The 21,428-nt window shown below is 67.9% G+C and carries 23 protein-coding genes and 1 tRNA gene; 16 read left to right on the top strand and 8 right to left on the bottom strand.

Annotated features, from left to right (window positions below; genetic code table 11):
• Positions 1-258 precede the first annotated feature (258 nt).
• A complete protein-coding gene (locus tag ACIA77_RS08625) occupies positions 259-1,545 on the top strand; it encodes a hypothetical protein (RefSeq protein WP_395885172.1) in 1,287 nt (428 codons plus the stop codon).
• Positions 1,546-1,692: 147 nt separating this feature from the next.
• On the opposite strand, the gene ACIA77_RS08620 is transcribed toward ACIA77_RS08625, so the two are convergent.
• The 4 genes from ACIA77_RS08620 to ACIA77_RS08605 all read right to left on the bottom strand — a co-directional run bounded on the left by ACIA77_RS08620 (position 1,693) and on the right by ACIA77_RS08605 (position 5,466).
• Positions 1,693-2,928: a hypothetical protein gene (locus ACIA77_RS08620; RefSeq protein WP_395885171.1), complete on the bottom strand. Its 1,236-nt coding sequence runs from the start codon at positions 2,926-2,928 to the stop codon at positions 1,693-1,695.
• Positions 2,929-3,121: 193 nt separating this feature from the next.
• Positions 3,122-3,661, bottom strand: a complete 540-nt coding sequence (locus ACIA77_RS08615) for an rRNA adenine N-6-methyltransferase family protein (protein WP_395885170.1) — start codon at positions 3,659-3,661, stop codon at positions 3,122-3,124.
• An 11-nt stretch (positions 3,662-3,672) separates the two neighbouring features.
• Positions 3,673-4,740 (bottom strand): XRE family transcriptional regulator, encoded by a 1,068-nt coding sequence (locus ACIA77_RS08610; protein ID WP_395885169.1) that lies wholly within the window; start codon positions 4,738-4,740, stop codon positions 3,673-3,675.
• A 327-nt stretch (positions 4,741-5,067) separates the two neighbouring features.
• Entirely contained in the window at positions 5,068-5,466 is a 399-nt protein-coding gene (locus tag ACIA77_RS08605; protein WP_395885168.1) for a winged helix-turn-helix domain-containing protein, read from the bottom strand.
• Positions 5,467-5,581: 115 nt separating this feature from the next.
• Here ACIA77_RS08605 and ACIA77_RS08600 point away from each other — a divergent pair, with 115 nt between their 5' ends.
• The 13 genes from ACIA77_RS08600 to ACIA77_RS08540 all read left to right on the top strand — a co-directional run bounded on the left by ACIA77_RS08600 (position 5,582) and on the right by ACIA77_RS08540 (position 16,539).
• Complete coding sequence (locus ACIA77_RS08600; RefSeq protein WP_395885167.1) at positions 5,582-5,872, top strand: hypothetical protein; 291 nt, start codon at positions 5,582-5,584, stop codon at positions 5,870-5,872.
• Positions 5,873-5,969: 97 nt separating this feature from the next.
• Positions 5,970-6,434 (top strand): Pycsar system effector family protein, encoded by a 465-nt coding sequence (locus ACIA77_RS08595; RefSeq protein WP_395885166.1) that lies wholly within the window; start codon positions 5,970-5,972, stop codon positions 6,432-6,434.
• Positions 6,435-6,565: 131 nt separating this feature from the next.
• On the top strand, positions 6,566-6,817 hold the full coding sequence (locus ACIA77_RS08590; protein WP_395885165.1) for a hypothetical protein: 252 nt from the start codon (positions 6,566-6,568) through the stop codon (positions 6,815-6,817).
• The gene (locus tag ACIA77_RS08585) at positions 6,814-7,248 is read left to right on the top strand and encodes an SsgA family sporulation/cell division regulator (protein ID WP_395885164.1); all 435 of its coding nucleotides are present in this window, start codon (positions 6,814-6,816) and stop codon (positions 7,246-7,248) included. The genes ACIA77_RS08590 and ACIA77_RS08585 overlap by 4 nt, the downstream gene beginning before the upstream one ends.
• Positions 7,248-7,802 (top strand): RRQRL motif-containing zinc-binding protein, encoded by a 555-nt coding sequence (locus ACIA77_RS08580; protein WP_395885163.1) that lies wholly within the window; start codon positions 7,248-7,250, stop codon positions 7,800-7,802. The genes ACIA77_RS08585 and ACIA77_RS08580 overlap by 1 nt, the downstream gene beginning before the upstream one ends.
• The gene (locus ACIA77_RS08575; protein WP_395885162.1) at positions 7,802-8,119 is read left to right on the top strand and encodes a hypothetical protein; all 318 of its coding nucleotides are present in this window, start codon (positions 7,802-7,804) and stop codon (positions 8,117-8,119) included. Before ACIA77_RS08580 ends, ACIA77_RS08575 begins: the two co-directional genes overlap by 1 nt.
• A complete protein-coding gene (locus tag ACIA77_RS08570) occupies positions 8,116-9,060 on the top strand; it encodes a hypothetical protein (protein ID WP_395885161.1) in 945 nt (314 codons plus the stop codon). The genes ACIA77_RS08575 and ACIA77_RS08570 overlap by 4 nt, the downstream gene beginning before the upstream one ends.
• The gene (locus ACIA77_RS08565; RefSeq protein WP_395885160.1) at positions 9,060-11,444 is read left to right on the top strand and encodes an FtsK/SpoIIIE domain-containing protein; all 2,385 of its coding nucleotides are present in this window, start codon (positions 9,060-9,062) and stop codon (positions 11,442-11,444) included. The genes ACIA77_RS08570 and ACIA77_RS08565 overlap by 1 nt, the downstream gene beginning before the upstream one ends.
• Positions 11,445-11,688: 244 nt before the next feature.
• The gene (locus ACIA77_RS08560; protein WP_395885159.1) at positions 11,689-12,354 is read left to right on the top strand and encodes an HNH endonuclease family protein; all 666 of its coding nucleotides are present in this window, start codon (positions 11,689-11,691) and stop codon (positions 12,352-12,354) included.
• Positions 12,355-12,376: 22 nt separating this feature from the next.
• Entirely contained in the window at positions 12,377-13,237 is an 861-nt protein-coding gene (locus tag ACIA77_RS08555; protein ID WP_395885158.1) for a bifunctional DNA primase/polymerase, read from the top strand.
• 117 nt (positions 13,238-13,354) lie between these two features.
• Positions 13,355-14,680 (top strand): DUF3987 domain-containing protein, encoded by a 1,326-nt coding sequence (locus ACIA77_RS08550; RefSeq protein ID WP_395885157.1) that lies wholly within the window; start codon positions 13,355-13,357, stop codon positions 14,678-14,680.
• 183 nt (positions 14,681-14,863) lie between these two features.
• Entirely contained in the window at positions 14,864-15,166 is a 303-nt protein-coding gene (locus tag ACIA77_RS08545) for a helix-turn-helix domain-containing protein (RefSeq protein WP_395885156.1), read from the top strand.
• 14 nt (positions 15,167-15,180) lie between these two features.
• On the top strand, positions 15,181-16,539 hold the full coding sequence (locus ACIA77_RS08540; protein ID WP_395885155.1) for a tyrosine-type recombinase/integrase: 1,359 nt from the start codon (positions 15,181-15,183) through the stop codon (positions 16,537-16,539).
• Positions 16,540-16,630: 91 nt separating this feature from the next.
• Here the strand turns inward: ACIA77_RS08540 and ACIA77_RS08535 are convergent.
• The 3 genes from ACIA77_RS08535 to ACIA77_RS08525 form a co-directional block, all read right to left on the bottom strand.
• Positions 16,631-16,715: transfer RNA gene (locus tag ACIA77_RS08535), tRNA-Ser, on the bottom strand.
• A gap of 47 nt (positions 16,716-16,762) precedes the next feature.
• Positions 16,763-17,512, bottom strand: a complete 750-nt coding sequence (locus tag ACIA77_RS08530; protein WP_395885154.1) for a PP2C family protein-serine/threonine phosphatase — start codon at positions 17,510-17,512, stop codon at positions 16,763-16,765.
• 59 nt (positions 17,513-17,571) lie between these two features.
• Positions 17,572-18,471: a hypothetical protein gene (locus ACIA77_RS08525; protein WP_395885153.1), complete on the bottom strand. Its 900-nt coding sequence runs from the start codon at positions 18,469-18,471 to the stop codon at positions 17,572-17,574.
• Between ACIA77_RS08525 and ACIA77_RS08520 the strand changes: the two genes are divergently transcribed.
• Both ACIA77_RS08520 and ACIA77_RS08515 read left to right on the top strand, forming a co-directional pair.
• Positions 18,427-19,962, top strand: coding sequence for a class I SAM-dependent DNA methyltransferase (locus tag ACIA77_RS08520; protein ID WP_395885152.1), 1,536 nt, complete (start codon positions 18,427-18,429; stop codon positions 19,960-19,962). The genes ACIA77_RS08525 and ACIA77_RS08520 overlap by 45 nt on opposite strands.
• A 9-nt stretch (positions 19,963-19,971) precedes the next feature.
• Positions 19,972-20,862, top strand: a complete 891-nt coding sequence (locus tag ACIA77_RS08515; RefSeq protein WP_395885151.1) for a serine/threonine-protein kinase — start codon at positions 19,972-19,974, stop codon at positions 20,860-20,862.
• Positions 20,863-20,910: 48 nt separating this feature from the next.
• On the opposite strand, the gene ACIA77_RS08510 is transcribed toward ACIA77_RS08515, so the two are convergent.
• The gene (locus ACIA77_RS08510) at positions 20,911-21,423 is read right to left on the bottom strand and encodes a hypothetical protein (protein ID WP_395885150.1); all 513 of its coding nucleotides are present in this window, start codon (positions 21,421-21,423) and stop codon (positions 20,911-20,913) included.
• Positions 21,424-21,428: the final 5 nt, after the last annotated feature.

The following is a 21,428-nucleotide window of genomic DNA, read 5'->3' as shown; positions in this document are numbered from 1 at the left end:
CGCAGGTCAGAGCCTTGCATGCCGTTCGGTGAACGCCGGTGGACTGGGGCGAATGAGACTAGAACTGAGACTAGCTCGTGGCTCTGCAAGTTGCTCCAATTGGGTGAATTTGGCGGGGTCGGTCGAGCTGTGCTGAGTGTGGAGGGGACGGTCCGGTGAGCGCAGCCTGGGTGACCTGCCGCGCGCCTCGAAACGTTCGGTAGCTGTCCGACGACTACCATCGACACGCGGCGTACTTGATCAGTGAGGACTACCTGGATGTCACTCTGGACGGCGATCGGATACTCGGGTAACCCGTATGGGGTCGAGCCCTTGAAGGCGACAGCCGTTGGAGCCGACCTCATGGTCGGACGCGAGCGTGAGCTTCGCACACTGACGAGCAAGTTGAGGTCGACCGACACGCATCCGACCATCGAGGGCGAGAATGGCGTCGGTAAGACCAGTCTCGTCTCGGTCGCCGCCTACCGTGCGCAAAGTGACTTCGAGGCCGGACGAGAAGGTTATCTGCTTCTGCCGACTGCGAACCCGCTGCAGATCGCCGACAGCGCGGAATCCTTCGAGCGCTCAGCGCTTCTGGAAATCATCGAGTCATACATCGCGCATGAGCAGTTTCTTCAAGAGCATCTAATGCCCACACCCCCGCTGGAAGACTTGAAGCGGTGGTTGACTGAACCGCTCATCAAAGCGGGCGGCATGGGGGCGTCGGTTCTTGGTTTCGGGGTAAACGGGTCAACTTCCGCCAGCGCAAACACGACGGCTGGTTTTGGTACAACTGGTCTTCGAATGCTTGTCAAAAGTTGGCTTGCTGAGACGTTCGATGCTGGCGAGAGCGGCGCTTTCGTTGCTGTCATCGATAACTTGGAGCTTCTTCAGACGTCGGTTGAGGCGCGCCGAGTGCTTGAAGAGATGCGTGATGGCATGTTGAGCATGTCGGGAATACGCTGGGTATTGTGTGGTTCTAAAGGTATCGTAAGGAGCGCTGCTTCGTCTCCTCGGATGTCTGGGAGACTGAGCAGTCCAATCGAACTTTCCCCAGTAGGCGACGACGACGTGCCAGAGCTTATCCGTCGTCGACTTGCACATTTTTCGAGCCGACCAGACCCGGAAGCTCCGGTTAGCCCCAAGAGCTTTAGTCACCTGTATCAGGTGGCAAACAAGAACCTTCGTAATGCCCTGAAGCACGCCCAGGATTTCGCGATATGGCTGGAATCGGAGGATGAACTTCACGCCTCTCAAGAGGACAAAGAAGCTTACTTAGAAGCGTGGATGGCGCAGGTTGCAGATGAATACACGCTAGCTGCAGACCTTCAGCCGGCGCAGTGGAGACTCTTTGACAAGATCGCTGATAAGGGCGGTTCGATTGCGCCCGGGGACTACGAGAGCTTCGGCTTCAACACGCCCCAGGCGATGCGCGCTCACCTTGTGAGGCTTGAGCAGGCCAACTTGATCGACAGTACGGTGGACGAGACGGATCAGCGTCGAAGGACCATCTCTATAACTAGTACTGGCTGGCTGGTCAGGTATCGCCGTCAGGGCTTTCAGTAGCCCGTTCGCGTTAAGTAGGCGGCACGACGAGACAGTGGTGACGTAGGGCTATCAGGTCGGGCTGGGCGGATTTTGAACGCGCTCGGAAAGGTGCCCTCGACCTGGCCTAATGCGCTGAATTCTCTGGCGTGGGGGGTGAATGGGGGGCTACTTGTCAACCTTTCGCATTGGCACGCTGCCAAGCAGCATCAGCCTGACGTTGCCCTTCTCGCCGAAGTCAACGGTGGCAGTTGTCCGCGAGCCTGTGCCCTCGACGATGCGGACCGTGCCGAAGCCGTACTTGGCGTGCTCGACCCTGTCTCCTACGCTCAGCTTGAGACTAGGGCTTGATTGCCACGGGTCCCGGTCCCGTGCGACTTGCGGCCGTTTCCGACGGAGTTCCAGCTCGCGAGCTTTGGAGTTGGTTGTGCGCCCAGATTGCTCGATTGCGTCACTGGTTGGTTGCTCAGGCGCTTCGTCTGCCTGTTCGTCGGTAACTCGATGGGTGACGATCGACTTGGGAATGATCCGCATGGTCCTTCGCCGTAGCAGCCATGTGAAGCCCAACACGGAAAGTACGGCGAGTAGGGCGAACACGTAGACGGTGGGTATTGGGCCAATGGAATCGTTGATTCGGTTTATGGCTCCCGCAAAGTCTTTCTGTCCATCTAAGGTTTGCAGGTTGTATTTACTTACCGGAACCAGGGAGTCTTTTGGCGAATTAACGTAGTTGGCGATGTAGTAAGCAAGCACGGCTGTGATGAACGCGATCTGCGTTGATCCGGAAATTAGGAATCCTACGCCTTGGCGGGAAAACCAGTTCTTGATTCGAGTGATTCGCGACTTCTCCGTCATGTAATCCAAGGTTGCTGCTGTCAACGTGCCATTGCCGATGGATACGAGGCGCGCACCCCGCATTGTGCCTTCCATGGTGGGCTTGTCAGGGCCGGGGTGGATCACTTCTACAATGAAGCCATCACTAGGGTCGAGAAAATCAAAGTCCAGGATGACCTGGTTGGCTTTATGCTGCGCTCCTGTTGTCAGCGTTGCCTTAATCTGCGGGCGGCTGAACGCGACGATTCGAGCCCGTAGCACGATGTCTTTGTCGCCTAGCTGCAGGCGGAGCTTATCTTCGGGTACGACGTCTGTCCCTAGGAGTGTGCTACCGCGACGGTTCCAGACTGCGAAGATTGTGCGGCTGACGGTATTGATATTTCGACCATTGAACTGTAGTTCCAACCCGCGATTTAGCAAGGCATCTTCGGGGCTGATGACGACGTCGAAATCTTCCAGATGGCGAATTTCTGGTCTCTCTCGCCCCCTTTTGGCAAGGAAGAAGGATATAATGATTCCGACAACGCCTAGTGCGGTGCCGATTATGCCAATCAGTCTGTCAAATGGCAATGTAGTCTACCTTGTATGAGGAGTGATATCGAGTTTGACGTTATCGTTGCGGCTTGGCTAGGAGAAGTATTGTCCGGGTGCGGCGACGTTATTGGATTGGCTAAGTAGCCGGTTGGAGCGGCATCTGTTTCATGCGTGGCCGAGTAGTTGACGTCCGTCAATGTCCGTGGCGTCCGTGGCGTCCGTGGCGTCGTCAGGCAGTCGACGCGTTGTCGCGGTGACCACGTGAAGCAACCTTTACGATGCGCGACACACTTGGCTGAGGTGGCGCGAAGTCATCCCCCGAGATGGTCGTCACCTCGCTGACGTCAAACTGCCTTCCAAGCTTGCTCACGTCTGTGTGCTCGCCGACGGCTAGCACGGCCGTCCGGAAGTCGAGGTCCGGTAAGATCGGTAGGAGCTCCTCCGTGATGGTGTTGGGTAGGTTCGCGATCAGGACATCGAATTGCAGATCGCGGATTACATGCAAGGCGTCTCCGTGGATCAACTTGGCGTTCGCTGGGGCATGGCGACGCAGTAGATCCAGCAGGCGGTCGTCTAGCTCGACTACGGTCAAGGATTTCGTTGGGGGCATCTCATGGGAAACTGTCCCTGCGCCAGCGCCGACCTCGACCACCCGATCCTCCGCCGTGATGGCTGCGGCGTCATATATCTTGGAAAGCTTCTCGGGTGACACGAGGAAATACTGATCCATGGCCGCGTCCGCTATCGAGTGCAACTCTTCTCGGCTCACCGGGTGCTTCATCATACCGCCGCCCTGTCCATTTCGAGGCTCAAACGAGTCATGCTGGTCTGTGCGTCGTCTGGTACCGATTTGAGTACTACCACCTTTTCGATTACGTTACGCAAAATCAGCACTGTGCGTGGAGATGCTACTTGGGAAACGAGTGGAATGAGTGAATCGACAGTGCTTACGACATCGACCCACGAGCCGACCTCAACCTGAGCCTGAAGTAGATAAGCGCGGTGGAGGTACTGGCTGCGAGTCTCCGTGTTCGGGGTCGCCTCCACGGAATGCTCAAATTCACTTATCGCGATGTTCTCCTGCTGTAGGTCACGTTTCGCCATCGCCTCGTGCCATGCCAATTCGCGCTCGTCGATCCACCAAGCCCACGCCGGATCGTTGTCCTGTACGCCCTCTAGAAAAAGGGATCGAACCTCATCGAATCGGCCGATCGAAGACGGGTCACCGGCCTGAGCTAGCGCCCGAGATTCGCGGGTTAGGAAAAGTGCTCGTAACCGTGGTGACAATTTCTCGCGGCCGTTGAGAACTGATCGAGCAAGTTGGAGTGCTTCGCGTGGTCTTCCCATTGCACCCGCGTGCATGCTCGCGTTCTGAATGGTGAGTAGTTCGATGGTTCGATCTCCGGCGAGGCGGGTGTAGTAGAGGGACTCCTGATTCATTCGGCGTACCAAGTCATGCTGTTCGGCATCATAAGCGAGCCAGCCCACGACCTCAGCCAGCTCGCCCGCGGCGGCGTTCAGGTCGTTTTCGATGCCTACATCGTATGCGCCAGTGCCGATGAGATCGTGGAGTGAATTGAAGAACCTGACTGACAGCCTCACGAGGTCCGCGCCGCCGAATCGGTTGTCGAGCGAGACCAGATTCTGAATGTAGCCCCGGACTGATTCAAGGTAGGCATCGTCGCCGTACCCGGTCACGGCTGGTGGGGTGGCGGGCAGGATCAGCGGCGATGGCGGTTGTTCGTCGCCGGCGAGCCCCAGCTCTCCGGCGGTCACGCCGAACACTTCACACAGTTCGTCGCGCCAGTCTGTCGGTGCGACCTCGCCTGTCTCCCATGACGTGTACATCCGCTTGAGGCTGGAGTCTTTGGGGGGCATCTTGTTGCGGGCTGCTCGGGCTCGCGTCAAGCGCTGGCGAACTTCCCCCTGGGTTAAGCCTGCCGCCATGCGAACGCGTCGGAGGTCCGTGGTCGGACGCCCCTCTGCTGTCACGGCCAGTACCTCCGCAATCACGTTTTGCCTGGTCAAACCTGGTGAGCCGATCGACTCACCTCCGACTCACCAGCGACTCATCTCCCGGATCAAGGTCATCTCGCCGATTCTTGAAGCACGGGCAGCGAACCGCCGGCCCCACGAGATCGGAAGGGAGGAGAAGCGATGGTGACGGGATGGTTCTCAGGTAGTTTCGCCGGCCACGCGACGACTCAGGTCCGACACGCGCGACTCGAGCGTGCTGATGTCGGTCGCGAGTCGCTGTGCGGATGTTCGCAGTTCGGACAGGTCGTTTTCCATGACTGCCAGTTCAGCGGCGACGTCTGTGTGTTCGGCAGCAGAACGGTCAAGCACGCGGGCTCCGGAGTTGGGCTTGATCGAGACGTAGCCCTCGTCGCGCAGGAGTCGGACGGCAGCCATGGCGGTATTCGGCACGACACCGTAAGCGTTCGCGATCTGGCGATATGGCGGCAGAGGCTCGCCCGGCTGCAGCGTCCCGGCCTGGATCTGCCGTAGGAGCAGGTCGGCGACGCGGCGGCTCGCTCGTCTGCTGTCGGGTTGTGCTTCCTCGATGTCGCTCACAGGCACAGCGTAATCCCAATCGTCTTAAGACGGAGGCTTGACAGGGGTAGCCCTGTCTCATAATGTCTTGAGACACCAGGATGTCTTAAGACATTCCCGACCTGAAGGGCTCTCAATGAATTCCGCACGAATCACGAACCGCGTCGTCCGGACCGCCGTTGACGGCGTTCCTGCTGGTCAGGGCTTCTGCCCGGATGGGCTGGACGAGTCGGCCATTGATGCGTTGCTGGCGGAGGTGGACCAGGAGTTGACCGCCGCAACGGCGGTGGCGGAGGTCCGTACTCGGCACGCGTTCACCGACGCGCAGCACGCCCACCGCACCCGCCGCCGGGCCGACCGAGCCACGTTGCGGGTGCTGCCGACCCGGCTGGACACCACCGCTCCGGCCCGAGGGGAGGCCGCGTGAGCGAGAGCGATTCCGGCGCCTTTCACCGCGAGGTGCAGCGCCAGCAGGAAGAGATCGAGCGAGTACGCCGCGAAGCCGCCGCCAAGGAGGAGAACCGATGACCTACGCCGACGCGATGCCGCATGTGCACATGGCCCACGAACAGGCTCGGAGCGAGCTGGGCAAGGCGGATACGAAGGTGACCACGCTGCTCGGGCTGGTCGGTCTGGCCTTCTCCGGGGTGGTGGCCTTGACGACCCGGCAGATGTCGGTTCCGGCGACGGTCGGGCTGTGGCTCGCCGCTGCGCCGATCTTCGCCTCGGTGCTGGTGCTGCTGTCCGCGGTCCGGCCGCGGCTGACCCAGTTCCCCACGCCGGGCTCGTGGCTGCACGCCGCCTACAACGGCCCGGCCGCGCTGCTGGAAGCCGGCAGCGTCCCCGTTACCGAGACGCTGGCCGACGACACCGCCCACCTGGGTGGCATCGCGGTCCGCAAGTACCGGCAGATCTCCACCGCGATGGGACTGCTGGTGGTTGGGCTGTCGCTGCTGGCCGTGGCGCTGCTGCTGGCGGTGCTGACATGACCGCCCCGCACGGCATCCCCACCGTATCCGCCGTTTCTGACCCCAGCCTGGGCGGCTCGAACCGCCAAGAACGCTCCGACCAGGCCGGGACTCCCCACCACCACGCAGGTAGCAACTCGGAGAGGTTTCCCATGGTAGGCACGACCACCGCGCTCAGCGCGGGACAGTACAAGGACATCACCGCTCTGCTGGCCCAGCGGCCGGGCTCGGTGTCGAGCTTCCGCAACGAGAGCGACTACGTGGCCGCGCGGGTGACGTGGCTGTTCGCGATGGCCGACGCCCTGGACGACGCGTGCCTCAGCGACGACGCGCAGGACGTCCGCGAAGCCGCGCTCACGCTGGTCCGTGAGTCGGTCGAGCTGGTCTCCGGCGGTGTGGCATGACCGCCCGCACGCTGCTGCGCCGGCGGCTGACCGCCGGGACGGTGATCTGCCCGGCCGGCGGACCGGCCCTGGACGGCGGGCATCGTACGGTCACGCTGACCTACCGGGCGTCGGACCCGTTCGCGGTCGAGCTGGACGTGCCGGACGGCGCGATCTCGGTGGTGTGGCTGCTGTCTCGGGACCTCCTGGCCGACGGGCTCAACGCGCCGGCCGGGATCGGGGACGTCGAGGTCACCCCCGCGACGAAGGATGACGCGGTGATCTGGGTGTCGCTGTTCGACCCCAAGGGCTCCGGTTCCTGCAACCTCGCGTTCAAGCGCGCCGAGCTGGAACGGTTCCTGGACGACTCGGACGCGATGGTCCCGGCCGGCACCGAAGCCACCCGGATCAACTGGGACCGGGAACTCGCGCTGTTGGCGGGTGATCGGTGATGGCCCGTCGATTCCCGTGGGTGCTCGCGGCCGTCGCGTGGTCGCAGGACCTGGAGTACACCCGGGGCCGCTGGCACGGCCGGCCGCTGCTTTCCCGCAACACCGCCCCGCGTCACCTTCTCGCGACGCGTCGGCAGTTGCGGGCTCGGGACCTGCGTCCGGGTGGTCAGGACCCGGTGGCGTTCCTGTACTTCCGGTGCCGCAAGGCCGGGAAGCTCGTGTACGCCAACCTCTACCTGATCGCCGATGCGAAGCCGGTCCGGCCGATGACTCCGGCCCGTCAGTCCGCTTTGGACAAGGCGCTGGCCGCGCGCCGGACCTGCCGGCAGTGCGGCGAGATCGGGTGGGCGGAGCTGCCGAAGTTGCACCGCACGTGCGAAGCCTGCCTCTACTCCGTTGGGCTCGCCCCGGATTCCTACCTGCACGAGTACGTGATCGGCGAACCCACCGTGTCGCCGACCGACCTTCCCGTCTACTCCGCCGGGCTGGCCCCGGTGATCCCGCTTCCGACCGCGCACACCGCGCGCGTCGACGTCCCGAAGGTGGTGGCCTGATGCCCGCGACAACCCTCTACGTCCTCGGTGGACTCGCCCTGATCGGCGCGTTCTCGGTGTGGCGCGCCGGCCGCAAGTCCGCCACCAAGAGCCTGCGCGGGGTCCGCGAGGTCACCCGCATGACCGCGAACCTGGTCCGACTGGTGCTGTGCACCGCGGGCATCGCGTTCGTCCAGTGGCTCGTGGTCGTCAAGATCGGCAACACCACGGCCACCTGGATCACGCTCATCGTCCCGGCCCTGCTCGCCGCCAACACGATCGTGCGGCTGATGGCCATCACCGAAATCGTCACGCACCACGGGGGTGGTCGCCGATGACCAGCACGGAACTTGCCACGACGTCGACCGACGCGCGGCACGTGCCGCTCACGCAGGCGGACAAGCTCGCGCAGGACGCCGCCACCGCCGCGCAGGTCCGCCGGCTCTCGAACCACCCGGACGTGGTGGCCCTGCGGGTGGAGAAGGTCCGCACGCAGATCGACGCGGTGATCTGGCTCGGGATCGCCCTCGGGTTGGCGTTCACGATGGTCAACGTCCAGAGCTTTGCTGCTGCCGGCGCGGCCACCTGGTCGGCCGGGTGGGTCGCGGGGTGGCTGCTGGACCCGATGGTCTCGCTGGTCCTGGTCGCGGTGCTGCGGGCAGAGCAGGTGACCGCCCGCTACCAGGTCTCCACCGGGATGTGGGCGCACCGGACGAAGTGGTTCGCGTTCCTGGCCACCTACGTGATGAACACCTGGAAGTCCTGGACGCACTTCGACGTGGCCGGGGTGGTGCTGCACTCGGTTCCGCCGGTGCTTGTGTTCCTCGCCGCGGAGACCGCGCCGGTGCTGCGGGACAAGCTCACCGAGGCGGTCAAGGCCGCCGCCGGCACCGCGTTCACGGGCCAGGCGGACACGGCCGACGACCACCCGGCCACCCCCGCCGCCGAGTCGGCACCCGCCGCGCCCGGCGACACCGAGGCCGCCCCGGTCGTCGAGCCGCCGGCCCCGGCCCGGCCGCCGCGGCGACGCCCGGCCGCACGCAAGGCCACGGCGAAGCCGGTCCGCAAGCTCCGGACCGACTACCTCGCCGAAGCGCGCGCAGCGTGGGGGCCCGGAGTCGAGATCACCCCGGCATGGGTCCGCAGCGTCTGCCCGGACATCTCCCGCGGCACGAGCAAGAACGTCGCCGACGACCTGACCGCCGAAACCGCCACCCGCCCGGCTGTCGCGCCGGTGCCTGCCGACCAGCCCGCCACCACCGAGAGGGAGGCCGCCTGATGTCCACCACCGCCGACCACACGCCCGACCCCGTGAACGACACCAACCCCGAAGGGCTCACTTCCGTGAACACCACACCCAACCCGTCCACGAACACCCCGGCCGGCCCGGCCGTGAACACCCACGCCGACGCGTCCATGAACGGCGACGACACCGCGGCCACCGACACGGCCGTCACCCGCTCCGGCACCGTCGTCCCGATCCGCCCGGACACCGCCCGCACCGCCGACGACATCCCCGCCCAAGACCGCACCGACACCGCCCCGGACGTGGTGGACGGCATCGTGGTCAAGGGGGTCATCGTCGACGACGAGGACCCGGCCGCCCCGGTGAACCCGCTGATGGTCGACCAGCCCGCGCCGAAGGCCGCACCCTCGTGGTGGGCCGGGGCGCGGGAAGCCAAGACCCGCGAGGTGATCCCCGGGTGGGCCCGCTCGCGCAACGAGCTGCTCTCGCGGGCGAAATGGCTGGCCGGCTACGCCGGACACACCTGCGCCTACCACGCCGTCCGGACGCCGCGCTACGTCGGCGTGCTGGTGCTGCACTCGCCGCGCGGTGCGGCGCGGATCGTCGTGAACACCCACCGCTGGGTGTTCGACGCGGAGGCGAAGCCGTTGCGCGCGAACGCGGTGGCCACGGGCAACACCGAGGAGTACCGCAAGCTCGCGGAGATCCGTGAACAGCGGGTGCGCAAGCGCTCCGCCGCGGTGTTCCTCGCGTTCCTGCTCCTGGTGGCCGGGCTGTACCTGTTCGTCGGCGCGGTGACCGGGTGGGGCTGGTACCTCGCCGCGGGCACCACCGCCGCGGCGCTGCTGGGCACCGTCGGCGGCCGGGCGGACAAGCCGATCGTGTCCCGCGCGGTCATCGCCGCCCGGGTGCCGAAGCTGACCTCCGACGTGGTCCTGAACGCGCTCGGGTCACTCGGCATCGCCAAGATCGACCAGGCCATGGCCGGCAAGGGCGAGAAGATCCACTTCCCGGCGCCCATCGTGCGTGACGGCGACGGCTGGCGCGCCGAAGTCGAACTCCCGTACGGCGTCACCGTGGACATGGTGATGGAACGCCGGGACAAGCTCGCCTCCGGTCTGCGCCGTCCGCTCGGGTGCGTGTGGCCCGAGCCGGTCTCCGACGAACACCCCGGGCGGCTGGTGATCTGGGTCGGGGACAAGCCGCTGAACAAGCAGAAGGCCCCGACGTGGCCGCTCGCGCGCCGCGGCCGGGTGAACCTGTTCGAGCCGATCCCGTTCGGCACCGACCAGCGCGGCCGGCCGGTCACAGTAACCCTGATGTTCGTCGCGATGCTGATCGGCGCTATGCCGCGCATGGGCAAGACGTTCGCGCTGCGCATCCTGGTGCTCGCCGCCGCTTTGGACCCGATGGCCGAACTGCTGCTGTTCGAGCTCAAGGGCACCGGTGACCTGGGCATGTGCAAGCCGGTCGCGCACCGCTACGCCTCCGGCGCGGACACCGCCACCCTGGAAGAGGTGATGGACGGGCTGCGGTACTTGGTCAAGGAGATGGACCGCCGCGCCAAGGTGCTCTCCCGCATCGCCGAGTCCGACCCGAAGCTGTGCCCGGAAAACAAGGTCACCCCGCACCTGTCGAGCACCCGTGACCTGGGGCTTCACCCGATCTTCGCGGTGATCGACGAGTGCCAGGAAGTGTTCTCCCACGAGGACTTCAAGGAGGAAGCCAACAAGCTCGCCGAGGCCATCACCAAGCGCGGTCCGGCGATGGGGCTGATGCTGGTTCTCGCGACGCAGCGCCCGGACGCGTCCAGCCTGCCCAAGGGCATCTCCGCCAACGCCGGGCTGCGGTTCTGCCTGCGGGTGATGGCACAACCCGAAAACGACATGATCCTCGGGACCGGCGCGTACAAGCGCGGGATCAACGCGGCGCTGTTCTCGTTCAACGACAAGGGAATCGGCTACCTCGTGGGCGAGAGCGACGACCCGAAGATCACCCGCACCTACCTGATCGACGGCCCGGCCGCTGAAGCGATCGTGCAGCGCGCCCGCGTCGCGCGCGAGGCCGCCGGCACCATCACCGGCTACGCCGCCGGGCAGGTCGAGACGGACGGCGAGGACACCAAGGCCGGGCACGTGCTGATCCTGGACGTGGCCGCGGTGCTCAAGCCCGGCGAGAAGAAGGTCTGGTCCGAGTCCATCGTGGACCGGCTCGCCGCGCTGCGCCCCGACGTCTACGGCGCGTGGGGCACGCTGGACGGCCGCGGCAAGGCCAACCAGCTCGCACAGTCCCTCGCCCCGTGGGGCGTCGACACGATCCAGGTCTACGGCAAGGACGAGACCGGCAAGCCCGCCAACCGGCGCGGCGTCAACCGCGTCGACGTGTTCACCGCGGTCGACAAGCACAACCAGAAGTAGCACAGAGTGTAATCGGCGCGGGGGTTAGCGTTGATCACCGACCTAGCGTCACCCGATGCTAGATCTAGCATCCCCGCTAGCACCCCGCGCCGGCCCTGACCAGGACACTAGCAACCTAGCGCCCACCTGCAGAAACACCCACCGAGCCCTCGAAAACCCGGGATCGAGACAGCTCCGGATTTCTAGGGCTAGGTTCCGCGCACTCCAAAGCTGTCACACAGTGTGACTGACGTGAGGACTCGTCTTGACCACGCACACCACCGTCCGCGCCCTGCTCACTGCCGCACCCATTGCCCTCGCGACCGCCACCACCCCGGCCGCCTGCCACGTTCCCGATCACACCACCGTCACCCCGGCGGCTGGCACCGCGCCGACCGCCACGGCTGTCGACGTCGCCGGCGCGCGGCGACAGCTCGCCGGGCTGCGCGTCGCGCCGGCCGACACCGGAGCGCACTACTCCCGCGCCGACTGGCCACACTGGAGCATCGTCGCCGGCGACTGCGACGCCCGCGAAACCGTCCTGCGCAACCAGGGCCGCGGCGTGACGACCGGTGCGCACTGCACCGTCACCGCCGGCACCTGGACCAGCCCCTACGACGGGACCACCGTCACCCGCCCAGGCGCGCTCGACATCGACCACATGGTCCCCCTTGCCGAAGCCGCCCGCTCCGGCACCCGCGGCTGGACCCGAGCCCAGCGGGAACGCTACCCCAACGACACCCGCCTGGTCCTGGTCGCGGTGACCGCGAAGTCCAACCGCAGCAAGGGCGACCAGGATCCTGCCCACTGGCTCCCGGCTCGGGACCGGTGCGGCTATGTCGCCCACTGGGTCGCGGTCAAAGCCACCTACGGCATGACCGTCGACACCGCCGAACACGACGCCATCGCCTCCGTACTCACCCACTGCTGACCGGCCGGAAGGACTGTCCACTATGGAACGCAACGACTTGCTTGAATGGGCGCTCTACCTCGCCGGGATGGGCTGGCCGATCTTCCCGCTCGCCCCCGGCACCAAGAACCGCCCGATGGTCAAAGACTGGGAGAACCGCGCCCACCGCGACACCGACCGCATCCGCCGATGCTGGAACACCGGACGGTTCAACATCGCCGTGGCGACCGGCCCGGCAGGGCTGGTGGTGCTGGACCCGGACGTGCCCGACGAAGGCAAGCCCGGCCCGGACGGCTGGACCAACCTCACCGCGCTCGCGGCGGAGCGGGGCGGACCGCTGCCGACCACCTACACCGTGGCCACCCCGTCCGGCGGCCGGCACCTGTACTACCTCACCCCGGCCGGCACGAGCCTGCGCAACTCGCAGAGCGCCATCGCGGCCTATGTGGACGTTCGGGCGGGCGGCGGATACGCGGTAGGACCGGGGTCGGTCACCGCCGCCGGCGCGTACGAACTGCTCGACGACACCGACCCGGTGGAGCTGCCGGGATGGTTGGTCCAGGCTGCCGCCGAACGGGCGTCTACGGCCAACTCAGCGCCCGTTCAGATCCGCTCTGTCGACACCACCCGCTACGGGTCGGCCGCACTCGCAGGGGAATGCGACCGCGTCCGTAGGGCCGGACCAGACACCCACAACGCCGTCCTGTCGGCCGCGGCCTACACCATCGGCCGCAAGGTCGGGGCCAACCTGATCGACCACGCCACCGCCCGCGCCGCGCTGATCGACGCGGCCGGACACATGGTCACCGCCGGATGCGACTGCACCGCACGGGAAGTCGCCCGCGTGGTCGACGCCGGGCTGTCCGCCGGCGCCCGCAACCCCGTCGCCCACCGGGCCGCGTGACCACCGCGCCGGCCCTCGCCTGACCGCCCACCGATCGGAAGGGACGCCACGCCGATGACCAGCCCCGCCCGGCCCCTGCGGTCGGTCCCACCCCAACCCGCCTCCGAAGGAGGTGACATGCCCGCGACCGCCGACCTGACCGACCTCGAACGCCGCGAGCGTGAGCAGGTCACCCACGCCCGCAAGGCGTTGCCCGGTCTGGACTCCGTCGTCTACGACACCTATCTGGGGTGGATCACCCACCAGATCGCCCCGACCACCGAGGCGGACCCGATCGGCATCCTCGCGTCGCTGCTCTGCGCCGCGGGTGTCCACTTGGGACGCTCGCCGCACGTGCGGGCCGGGGACGACTCGCACCCACTGTTGGTGTGGCCGCTGATCGTCGGCCGCACCGGGGGCGGGCGGAAAGGGGCCGGGTGGGGCTCGGCACGGCGGGTGCTCACCGCCGCCGATGCCGAGTTCATGACGGTCAACGTCCGCTCCGGGCTCACCTCCGGGGAAGGGCTCGCTGCGATGTTCGCCGCCGACGAAGACGGCCCCGACGACGATGGCAAGCGCGCACCCGGCGCGCTGCCGCCGGGGGACAAGCGGCTGTTGGTGTTCGAAGCGGAGTGGGCCGGGGTCATGCAGCGCATGAAGCGCGAGGGCAACTCGCTCTCCGCCACCCTGCGCAACGCGTGGGACGGCGGGGACCTGTCCACCCTCGCCGTGTCCGCCCGCATCGCTAAGGACACCCACGTCGGCATCCTCGGCCACATCACCCCGAAGGAGTTCCGCGCCAAGGTGTCCGCCTCCGACCTCGCCGGCGGCACCTACAACCGGTTCCTGCCCATCGCCGTCGCCCAATGCCAGTTCCTGCCCTTCTCCCAAGGCGCGGACCCCAACCTGATCGAGCGACTCGGCTCCGAGCTGCGCAAGCGGCTCACCGAAGGGGCGCGGTTCGGGACTCTCGGGTTCACCGACGACGCGATCCAACTGTGGCGACGGCTCTACATCGAACTCGGCGGCGACCACGGCGACGCCGAAGGTGGACCGGTGGAGGAGTTCTCCTCCCGTGCGGCCCCGAACTGCCTGCGCATCGCCGGCATCCACGCCGCTCTCGACGGCACCCCCACGATTGGGGTCGCGCACCTCACCGCGGCCGCCGCGCTGGTCCGCTACTCCATCGCCTCCGCCCGCGCCGTCTTCACCGACACGTCGGCCCTCGCGAAGCTTGCCGCGTGGATCGGCGCGGCCGGCGCGGACGGACGGACCCGGAAGGCGATTACGGCGGAGTACTTCCGCGGCAACACCCCCGCCGCCGAGATCACCACTCTGCTCGACCAGCTCAAAGCCGCCGGGCAGATCACCGTCACGACCCGACCGCCGGCCAGCGGCCGGGGCCGTCCGAGCGAGATCTACACGGCCCGCGCCCCCGACGCGCCGACGAACCAAACGAACTAACGAACAAACTCGCTGACCAGCACAAACGCCCTCGACCCGACCGACTTAGTTCGTTCCGTACGAACTAAGGACCCAGAGAAAACCCAGGTCAGGCACTTCCTTCGTTCCTTCGTTTCCTACGTACAGAGGAGGACTCATGGCCATCGCTGCCACCCGCACCGCGACCCGAAGGGCTCACCACCCATGGCTACCGCCAACGACATCGCCCAACTCGCCGCCGGCCTCGCCCAACTCGCCGAACGCCTCGCAGCCCAGCGCCCCGACGACGCGCAGCCGACACCCCGGCCGCTACCACCGCGCGTTCTCCTGACCGTCGAAGAAGCCGGGGAACGGCTCGGCATCGGCCGCACCACCGCCTACAGCCTGGTCCGCTCCGGAGAACTGCAATCCGTCCGCATCGGCCGACTCCGCCGCATCTCCGTATCCGCCATCGACGAATTCGCCGCCCGCCTGGTCGCCGAGTCCAGCGGCAAGGCTGCCGCCTGAGGGGAGGACATTCAATGGCAAGGAAAAAGCGTCCCGAGGGCACGCGCGCGCCGAACGGCCAGAGCAGCGTCTACTTCAGCGAATCCGACGGTCACTGGCACGGCCGCGTGACGGTCGGCAAGAAGGACAACGGGGACCCGGACCGTCGGCACACCATGTCCAAGGACGAAACCAAGGTCCGGAACCGAGTTCGTGAGTGGGAGAACGAGCGCAATGAAGGACGCGTTCGCACGGCGGGGCAGAACTGGACCGTTGAAAAGTGGCTGAACCACTGGCTGTACGAGATCGTGGCGCCGCCGACGATCACCGAGAATGCATGGGAGGCGTACGAGGTCGCGTGCCGGGTGCACCTGATCCCTGGTGTTGGGGCGCACCGCCTCCAGCGTTCGCACGCCGAAGACAAGCTGGAGCCCGAACACTTGGAGAAGCTCTACCGGAAGATGATCCGGGCGGGCGCCGCGCCCGGGCGAGTGCATCAGGTTCACCGCACGATCCGTACGGCGCTGAAGGAGGCGAAGAAGCGCACGATCATCACGGACAGCCCGGCGGAGCTCGCCCGCGCTCCGAAGGTGGAGGAGCAGGACTACGAGCCGTACGACGTCGATGAGATTCAGCGCATTCTGGAGACCGCCGACTGCAAGCGGAACAGCGCCCGTTGGGCCATCGCTCTCGCCCTGGGGCTCCGCCAGGGCGAGGCGCTCGGCATCCAGTGGGCGGACGTGAACTGGGACCGCTGGGACCGGCCGTGCGAGACGCACGGGTCCCCGTTCTGCGCCAGGTGTTTCGAGCACCACGCACCCGAAATCGGCGTGCGACGGAACCGGCTCCGGCCGAAGTACAAGCACGGATGCGCGAATCCGTGCGGCCGGAAGTTCGCGGGCTACTGCCCGCAGCGCGTTTCGACACGGCGGGAGACCGCGCCCACGAAGTCGCGGGCCGGTAAGCGGTACATCGGGCTCCCCAAGCAACTCGCGCTTCTGCTGGTGCGGCACCAGGCGGCCCAGGCCCAGGAACGCGCCCTGGCGGCCGACCTATGGGAGGAGACCGGCTACGTCTTCACCAAGCCGACCGGTCAACCGCTCGTGCCCAACACGGACTACCACCACTGGAAGGAGCTGCTGCGCGACGCCAAGCTGGGAGAGCGACGCCTGCACGATGCCCGGCACACCGCTGCGACGGTTCTCCTACTTTTGGAGGTCCCGGAGCGGACCGTCATGTCCATCATGGGGTGGTCGAGCACGGCCATGGCCGCGAGGTATCAGCACGTGACCGACCGCATCAGGCGGGGCGTGGCCGGCCGGGTCGACGGGCTGCTCTGGGCACCCCCGAGCGACGCATCGGACGACGGCGACGAGGCGCCAGAGGTGGCCTAACCAGGGGCGAATGAGACTAGAACTGAGACTAAGACGGAAAACGCCGGGTGTCCCGAAGCGGGGCACCCGGCGTTTTGCCTGGTTACTGCGGCGGAGGATACAGGATTCGAACCTGCGAGGGCGTGAACCCAACACGCTTTCCAAGCGTGCGCCTTAGGCCGCTCGGCCAATCCTCCGTGGGGAAGAGTACCGGATGGGGTGCTGTGGCTTCGCAGGTGGGCCGTCAGGCGGGGAGGACGTCGGCGACCACGATGGTGATGTTGTCGGGCCCGCCGCCGTCGTTGGCGAGGGTGATCAGGGCCGGGACGGTTTCCTCGGGGGTGCCGGTGGCGAGCACCTCGGCGATGGCGGGTTCGGCGGCGCCGGCGGTGAGGCCGTCGGAGCAGAGCAGGAGGCGGTCGCCGGCGGCGGGGGTGAACTCCCAGACGTCGGGCTCGCCCGAGCCGGTGCTCTGCAGCGCCTTCATGAGCAGCGAGCGGCGCGGGTGGTCGGCGGCGTCGGCCTGCGAGATGCGGCCGTCTTCGACGAGAGCCTGCACGAGGGTGTGGTCACGCGTGATGCGGTGGAGTTCGCCGTCGCGCAGGAGGTAGCCGCGGGAGTCGCCGATGTGGGCGGCGGCGAAGCGGACGCCGTCGAAGAGCAACGTGGTGAGCGTGGTCCCCATGCCGTGCGTGGCCGGGTCCTGCTCGGCGATCTCGGCGAGGCGCTCGCCGATGCGCCGGACGCCGTCGGCGAGGGTGGCCTGCAGGTCGAGCGACTCGAGGTCGAGCGAGCGCAGTTCCGAGTCGAGGCTCGCGAGCACGCCGACCGCCGTGGCACTGGCCACTTCCCCGTGGGGCTGACCACCGATACCGTCGGCGACGGCGAGCAGCCGCCCGCTGGCGTAGACGGAGTCCTCGTTGATCGAGCGTCGTCGCCCGGTGTCGGAGCCCGCGGCGTACCGCAGGGTGAACCGGGTCTGGTTGGTGACCATGCCACCATGAAACCATTGGTTGACTGAGTTAACAAGCAAAACGATGGAAACCCCAGGCGTCAGCTATCGTGCTGACCATGGACGACTCCGCGACGGTCAACGCCGCCGACATCGCCCGGCTCGCGGGGGTGCGCCGCGCCGCGGTGAGCAACTGGCGCCGCCGCCACGGCGACTTCCCGCGGCCCGTCGGCGGCACCGCGTCCAGCCCGCTGTTCTCGCTGCCCGAGGTGCAGGAGTGGCTCAGCAGCCGCGGCCGGCCCGTCGAACTCGCCCCGGTCGACCGCGCGTGGCAGCGCCTGCGCGCCCTCGGCGACGACCTTGAACTGGGCGAACGGCTCGCCGCCGCCGGCGAGTACCTGGAACGCCTCGCCGCAGCCGGCGGTGGCCGTGGCCCGGGCGGCAACGGGGGTCGCAGCGCTGCCGGCGATGTGCGCGTTGACGACGGCGTCACCTCTGGTCGATACGGCGCCGATGGGGACAACGCCGGAGGTACCGCCGAAGGTGGCGACCGCGGTTCGGCCGGCGGTGGTGCCGGCGGCGCGGACGCTGTCGGCAGTCGCGGCAGGAGCGGCGGTGCTGCCGGTGGTGTGGACCTGGCCCGTGGCACCGCCGGGGCCGGTCGCGGGGTGGGTGGTGGTGTGGACCTCTCCGATGGCACTGCCGGCGATGGCCGCGGTGGTGATGGCCGTACTGCCGGCGATGAGCGCCTCGCCGGTGGCACGGCCGGTGCCGGCCGTGGGGTGGGTGGTCGTGCGGCTGGTGGTGTGGACCCCTCTGATGGCACTGCCGGCGATGGCCGCGGTGGTGATGGCCGTACTGCCGGCGATGAGCGCCTCGCCGGTGGCACCGTCGCCCCCGGCCCGGGGTCGGGTGGCAACGCCGCCGGCGGTGCCGTCGTCAGCAGCGGCCCCGGCGTGGCGAACCGCGGTGACGACTTCGGAGACGCTGGTGACGGCCACCGGCCGGTGGCCGGTGCCGCCGCGGTGTTCGTGCGGGCCGCCGCGGCGCTGGCCGCCGACGCCGAGCTGCGGGCGTTCCTGGCCGAAGCGGCCGAAGACGACGGCGCTGCCACTGTGTTCGAGCAGCTCTGCGAGCGCTTCTTCGAAGCCCACTCCCGCCGCGTCTCGCCGACGGCTCCCGCGCACGCGCGCCTGATGGTCAGCCTCACCGGCGCGAAGGGGACCACCGTGCTCGACCCCGCGTGCGGCTTCGGTTCCCTCCTGCTCGCCAGCGGAGCGGCCCGCGCGCAGGGAGAGGACCGGGACCTCACCACGGCCCGCATCGCCGCGCTTCGGCTGCGGCTGGGCGGCGCCGACACCGAAGTCCACGCCGGGGATTCCCTGCGCGAAGACGCTTTCGCCGGTCAGCAGGCCGACGTCGTCCTCTGCGACCCGCCGTTCAACGCCCGCGCCTGGGGCCACGAAGAGCTCGTCGGCGACGCGCGCTGGGAGTACGGCCTGCCGCCGCGCGGTGAATCGGAGCTCGCGTGGGTGCAGCACTGCCTGGCGCACGCCAAACCCGGCGGCACCGTCGCGATCCTGATGCCCGGTGCGGCCGCCGGACGGCGCAGCGGCAAGCGCATCCGCGCGAACCTCCTGCGCGCCGGTGCCCTGCGCGCCGTCTTCACCCTCGCCCCCGGCGCCGACCTGTGGCTGCTCACCAGACCCGGGCCCGGTGCGCGCCCGCCCGCCACCGTCCTGCTCGCCGAGTCCACCGTGGACGCCGCGGAAGAACTCTGGCGCGAGCACGTCGAAACCGGCGCCGGTGAACGGATCATCGACCTCCTCGACGACGACGTCGACCTCACCCCGGCCCAGCGCCGCACCGCGCGCGAGGACCCCGGTCAGGCTTTCCTGGCCGCACAACGGCTCTTCGGCAGCGTCGGCCTCGACCTCCCGCCGCTGGAACCCACCGGCGAGGAACCCGCGCACACCACCGTCGGTGAGCTCGTGAAGGCGGGCGCGCTCGAGATCCACCACGCGCCCGCGCGCACCGCCGAGGGCGACGAACCCGTTCTCACCCCCGACGACGTCCTCGCCGGCGGCCCGCCCACCGGGCGCGCCGCGCCCGACGACGCGGCGGTGATCGCCGAAGCAGGCGACGTGATCGCGTCCGTCACCGGCGCCGTCGCTGTCCACAGTGGACCACCGGTTCGCCTCGGCTCCGCGCTTTCGCTCTACCGCGTGGATCCCGCCCGGCTCGACGCCGAATTCCTCGCCGGGTGCCTGCGCGCCGCCGACTTCCCGGTGCACTCCGCGTCGACCCGCATCGACGCGCGCCGGCTGAAGGTGCCGCGCTACCCGTTGGCCGAACAACGCGCGTACGGTGCCGCTTTCGCCGCGCTCGCGGAGTTCGACCGGGCCCTGCGGCAGACGGCCGAAATCGGCCGTGACCTGGTCCGGCTAGGCTTTGCCGCGCTCGCCGAAGGACGGCTCCGGCCCGGCGCCTGAAGGGAACCCATGCTGATCGCCGATCGCTACGAGGTCGACGAGCTGCCGCTGGGCCGCGGCGGTATGGGAGCGGTGCACCGCGGGCACGACCGGCTCCTCGGCCGCCGCGTCGCCCTCAAGCTGCTGCGGCTGCCCGGCCGTGACGAAGAGCTCGAAGAGCGCTTCGCCCGCGAAGCCCGCATCCTCGCGACGCTCGATCACGCCGGCGTGCCGACGCTGTACGACTTCGGCACCCACGACGACCGGTTGTTCCAGGTCATGCAGTTCGTCGACGGCGTCACCGTCGCCGACCTGCTCGCCGAGCACGGCCCGCTGCCCGTGCCGTGGGCGGCGGCCATCGCAGCCCAGACGGCGGCCGTGCTCGCCGCGGCCCACGCCCGCGCCATCTGCCACCGCGACCTCAAACCCGCCAACCTCATGCTGTGCCCCGACGGCAGCGTCAAGGTGATGGACTTCGGCCTCGCCGTGCTGCGCGAAGCCGACGTCGCCCGCTTCACCCGTGCCGGCCAGCTGCTCGGCACCCCGTCGTACATGGCGCCGGAGCAGATCCAGCGCGGTCAGTCGGAGCCGCGCAGCGACCTGTACGCGCTGGGGTGCGTGCTGCACGAGATGCTCACCGGTCGTCAGCTGTTCACCGGGCCCACCGCGTACGCCGTGTTCGACAAGCAGGTGAAGGACGCGCCGCCCGCCGTGTTCGGGGTGCCGGCCGCGCTGAACGGAGTGCTCGCCGCCACGCTCGCGAAGGACCCGGCGGCCCGCCCGGCCGGCGCCGACGTGCTCTACGACCAGTTGTGCCCCTTCGTCGGCGACTTGCCGCCGTTGCCCGGGTTCCTCCACCCGTCGCCGGCCCCGAGCCCGGCGCGGATGTACGCCCGCGTCGTCGGACTGGTCCCGGGATGACGAAATCCTCCCGGTCCGAGCGGACCGGGAGGATGGTTGTGAAAACGGTCAGGCGCGCACCGCCGGCCGGCTCTGCTCGGCGAGCGGCAGGCCGCGCTGCTGGATGCGGTAGTAGGTGAGCGCGTTCTGGACGCCGATGCTCAGTCCCAGCGTCAGCATGATCGAGGCCGAGGTCAGGCTGCCGTCGACGCCCAGGTAGCCGCCGAGGAAACCGAAGCCGACGCGGGCGCCGATCGTCGCGAGCCACAGCACGAGGGTGAGCGCCGAGCCCTTCTGGAACGTGGTGTTGCCCTGCTTCGAGAGGGTGGTGCTCGCGCTGCGGCCCAGGCCCAGCACGACCAGCACCGCGATGTCGGCGCCGAGCAGTGCCAGCTCGCCGGTGCTCGCATTCGGCAGCGCGTCGGCGATGGTCACCACGCCGATCGCGGTCAGCAGCAGCGGCAGCGTCACGAGCGACTTGCGGCTCAGCAGCGTGCCGCGCAGTTGCTTGTAGACGACCCGGTACAGGACGAGGGCGGCGAGAGCGACGTAGACGACGAGGGTCAGCGGGCCGAAGTTCATCGGGA

This window comes from Amycolatopsis sp. NPDC051903 (genome assembly GCF_044452505.1).
In the GTDB taxonomy this organism is placed as follows: Bacteria; Actinomycetota; Actinomycetes; order Mycobacteriales; family Pseudonocardiaceae; genus Amycolatopsis.
Note: the sequence above shows the minus strand (reverse complement) of the source record. Positions and strands in the feature narration are given on the sequence as shown.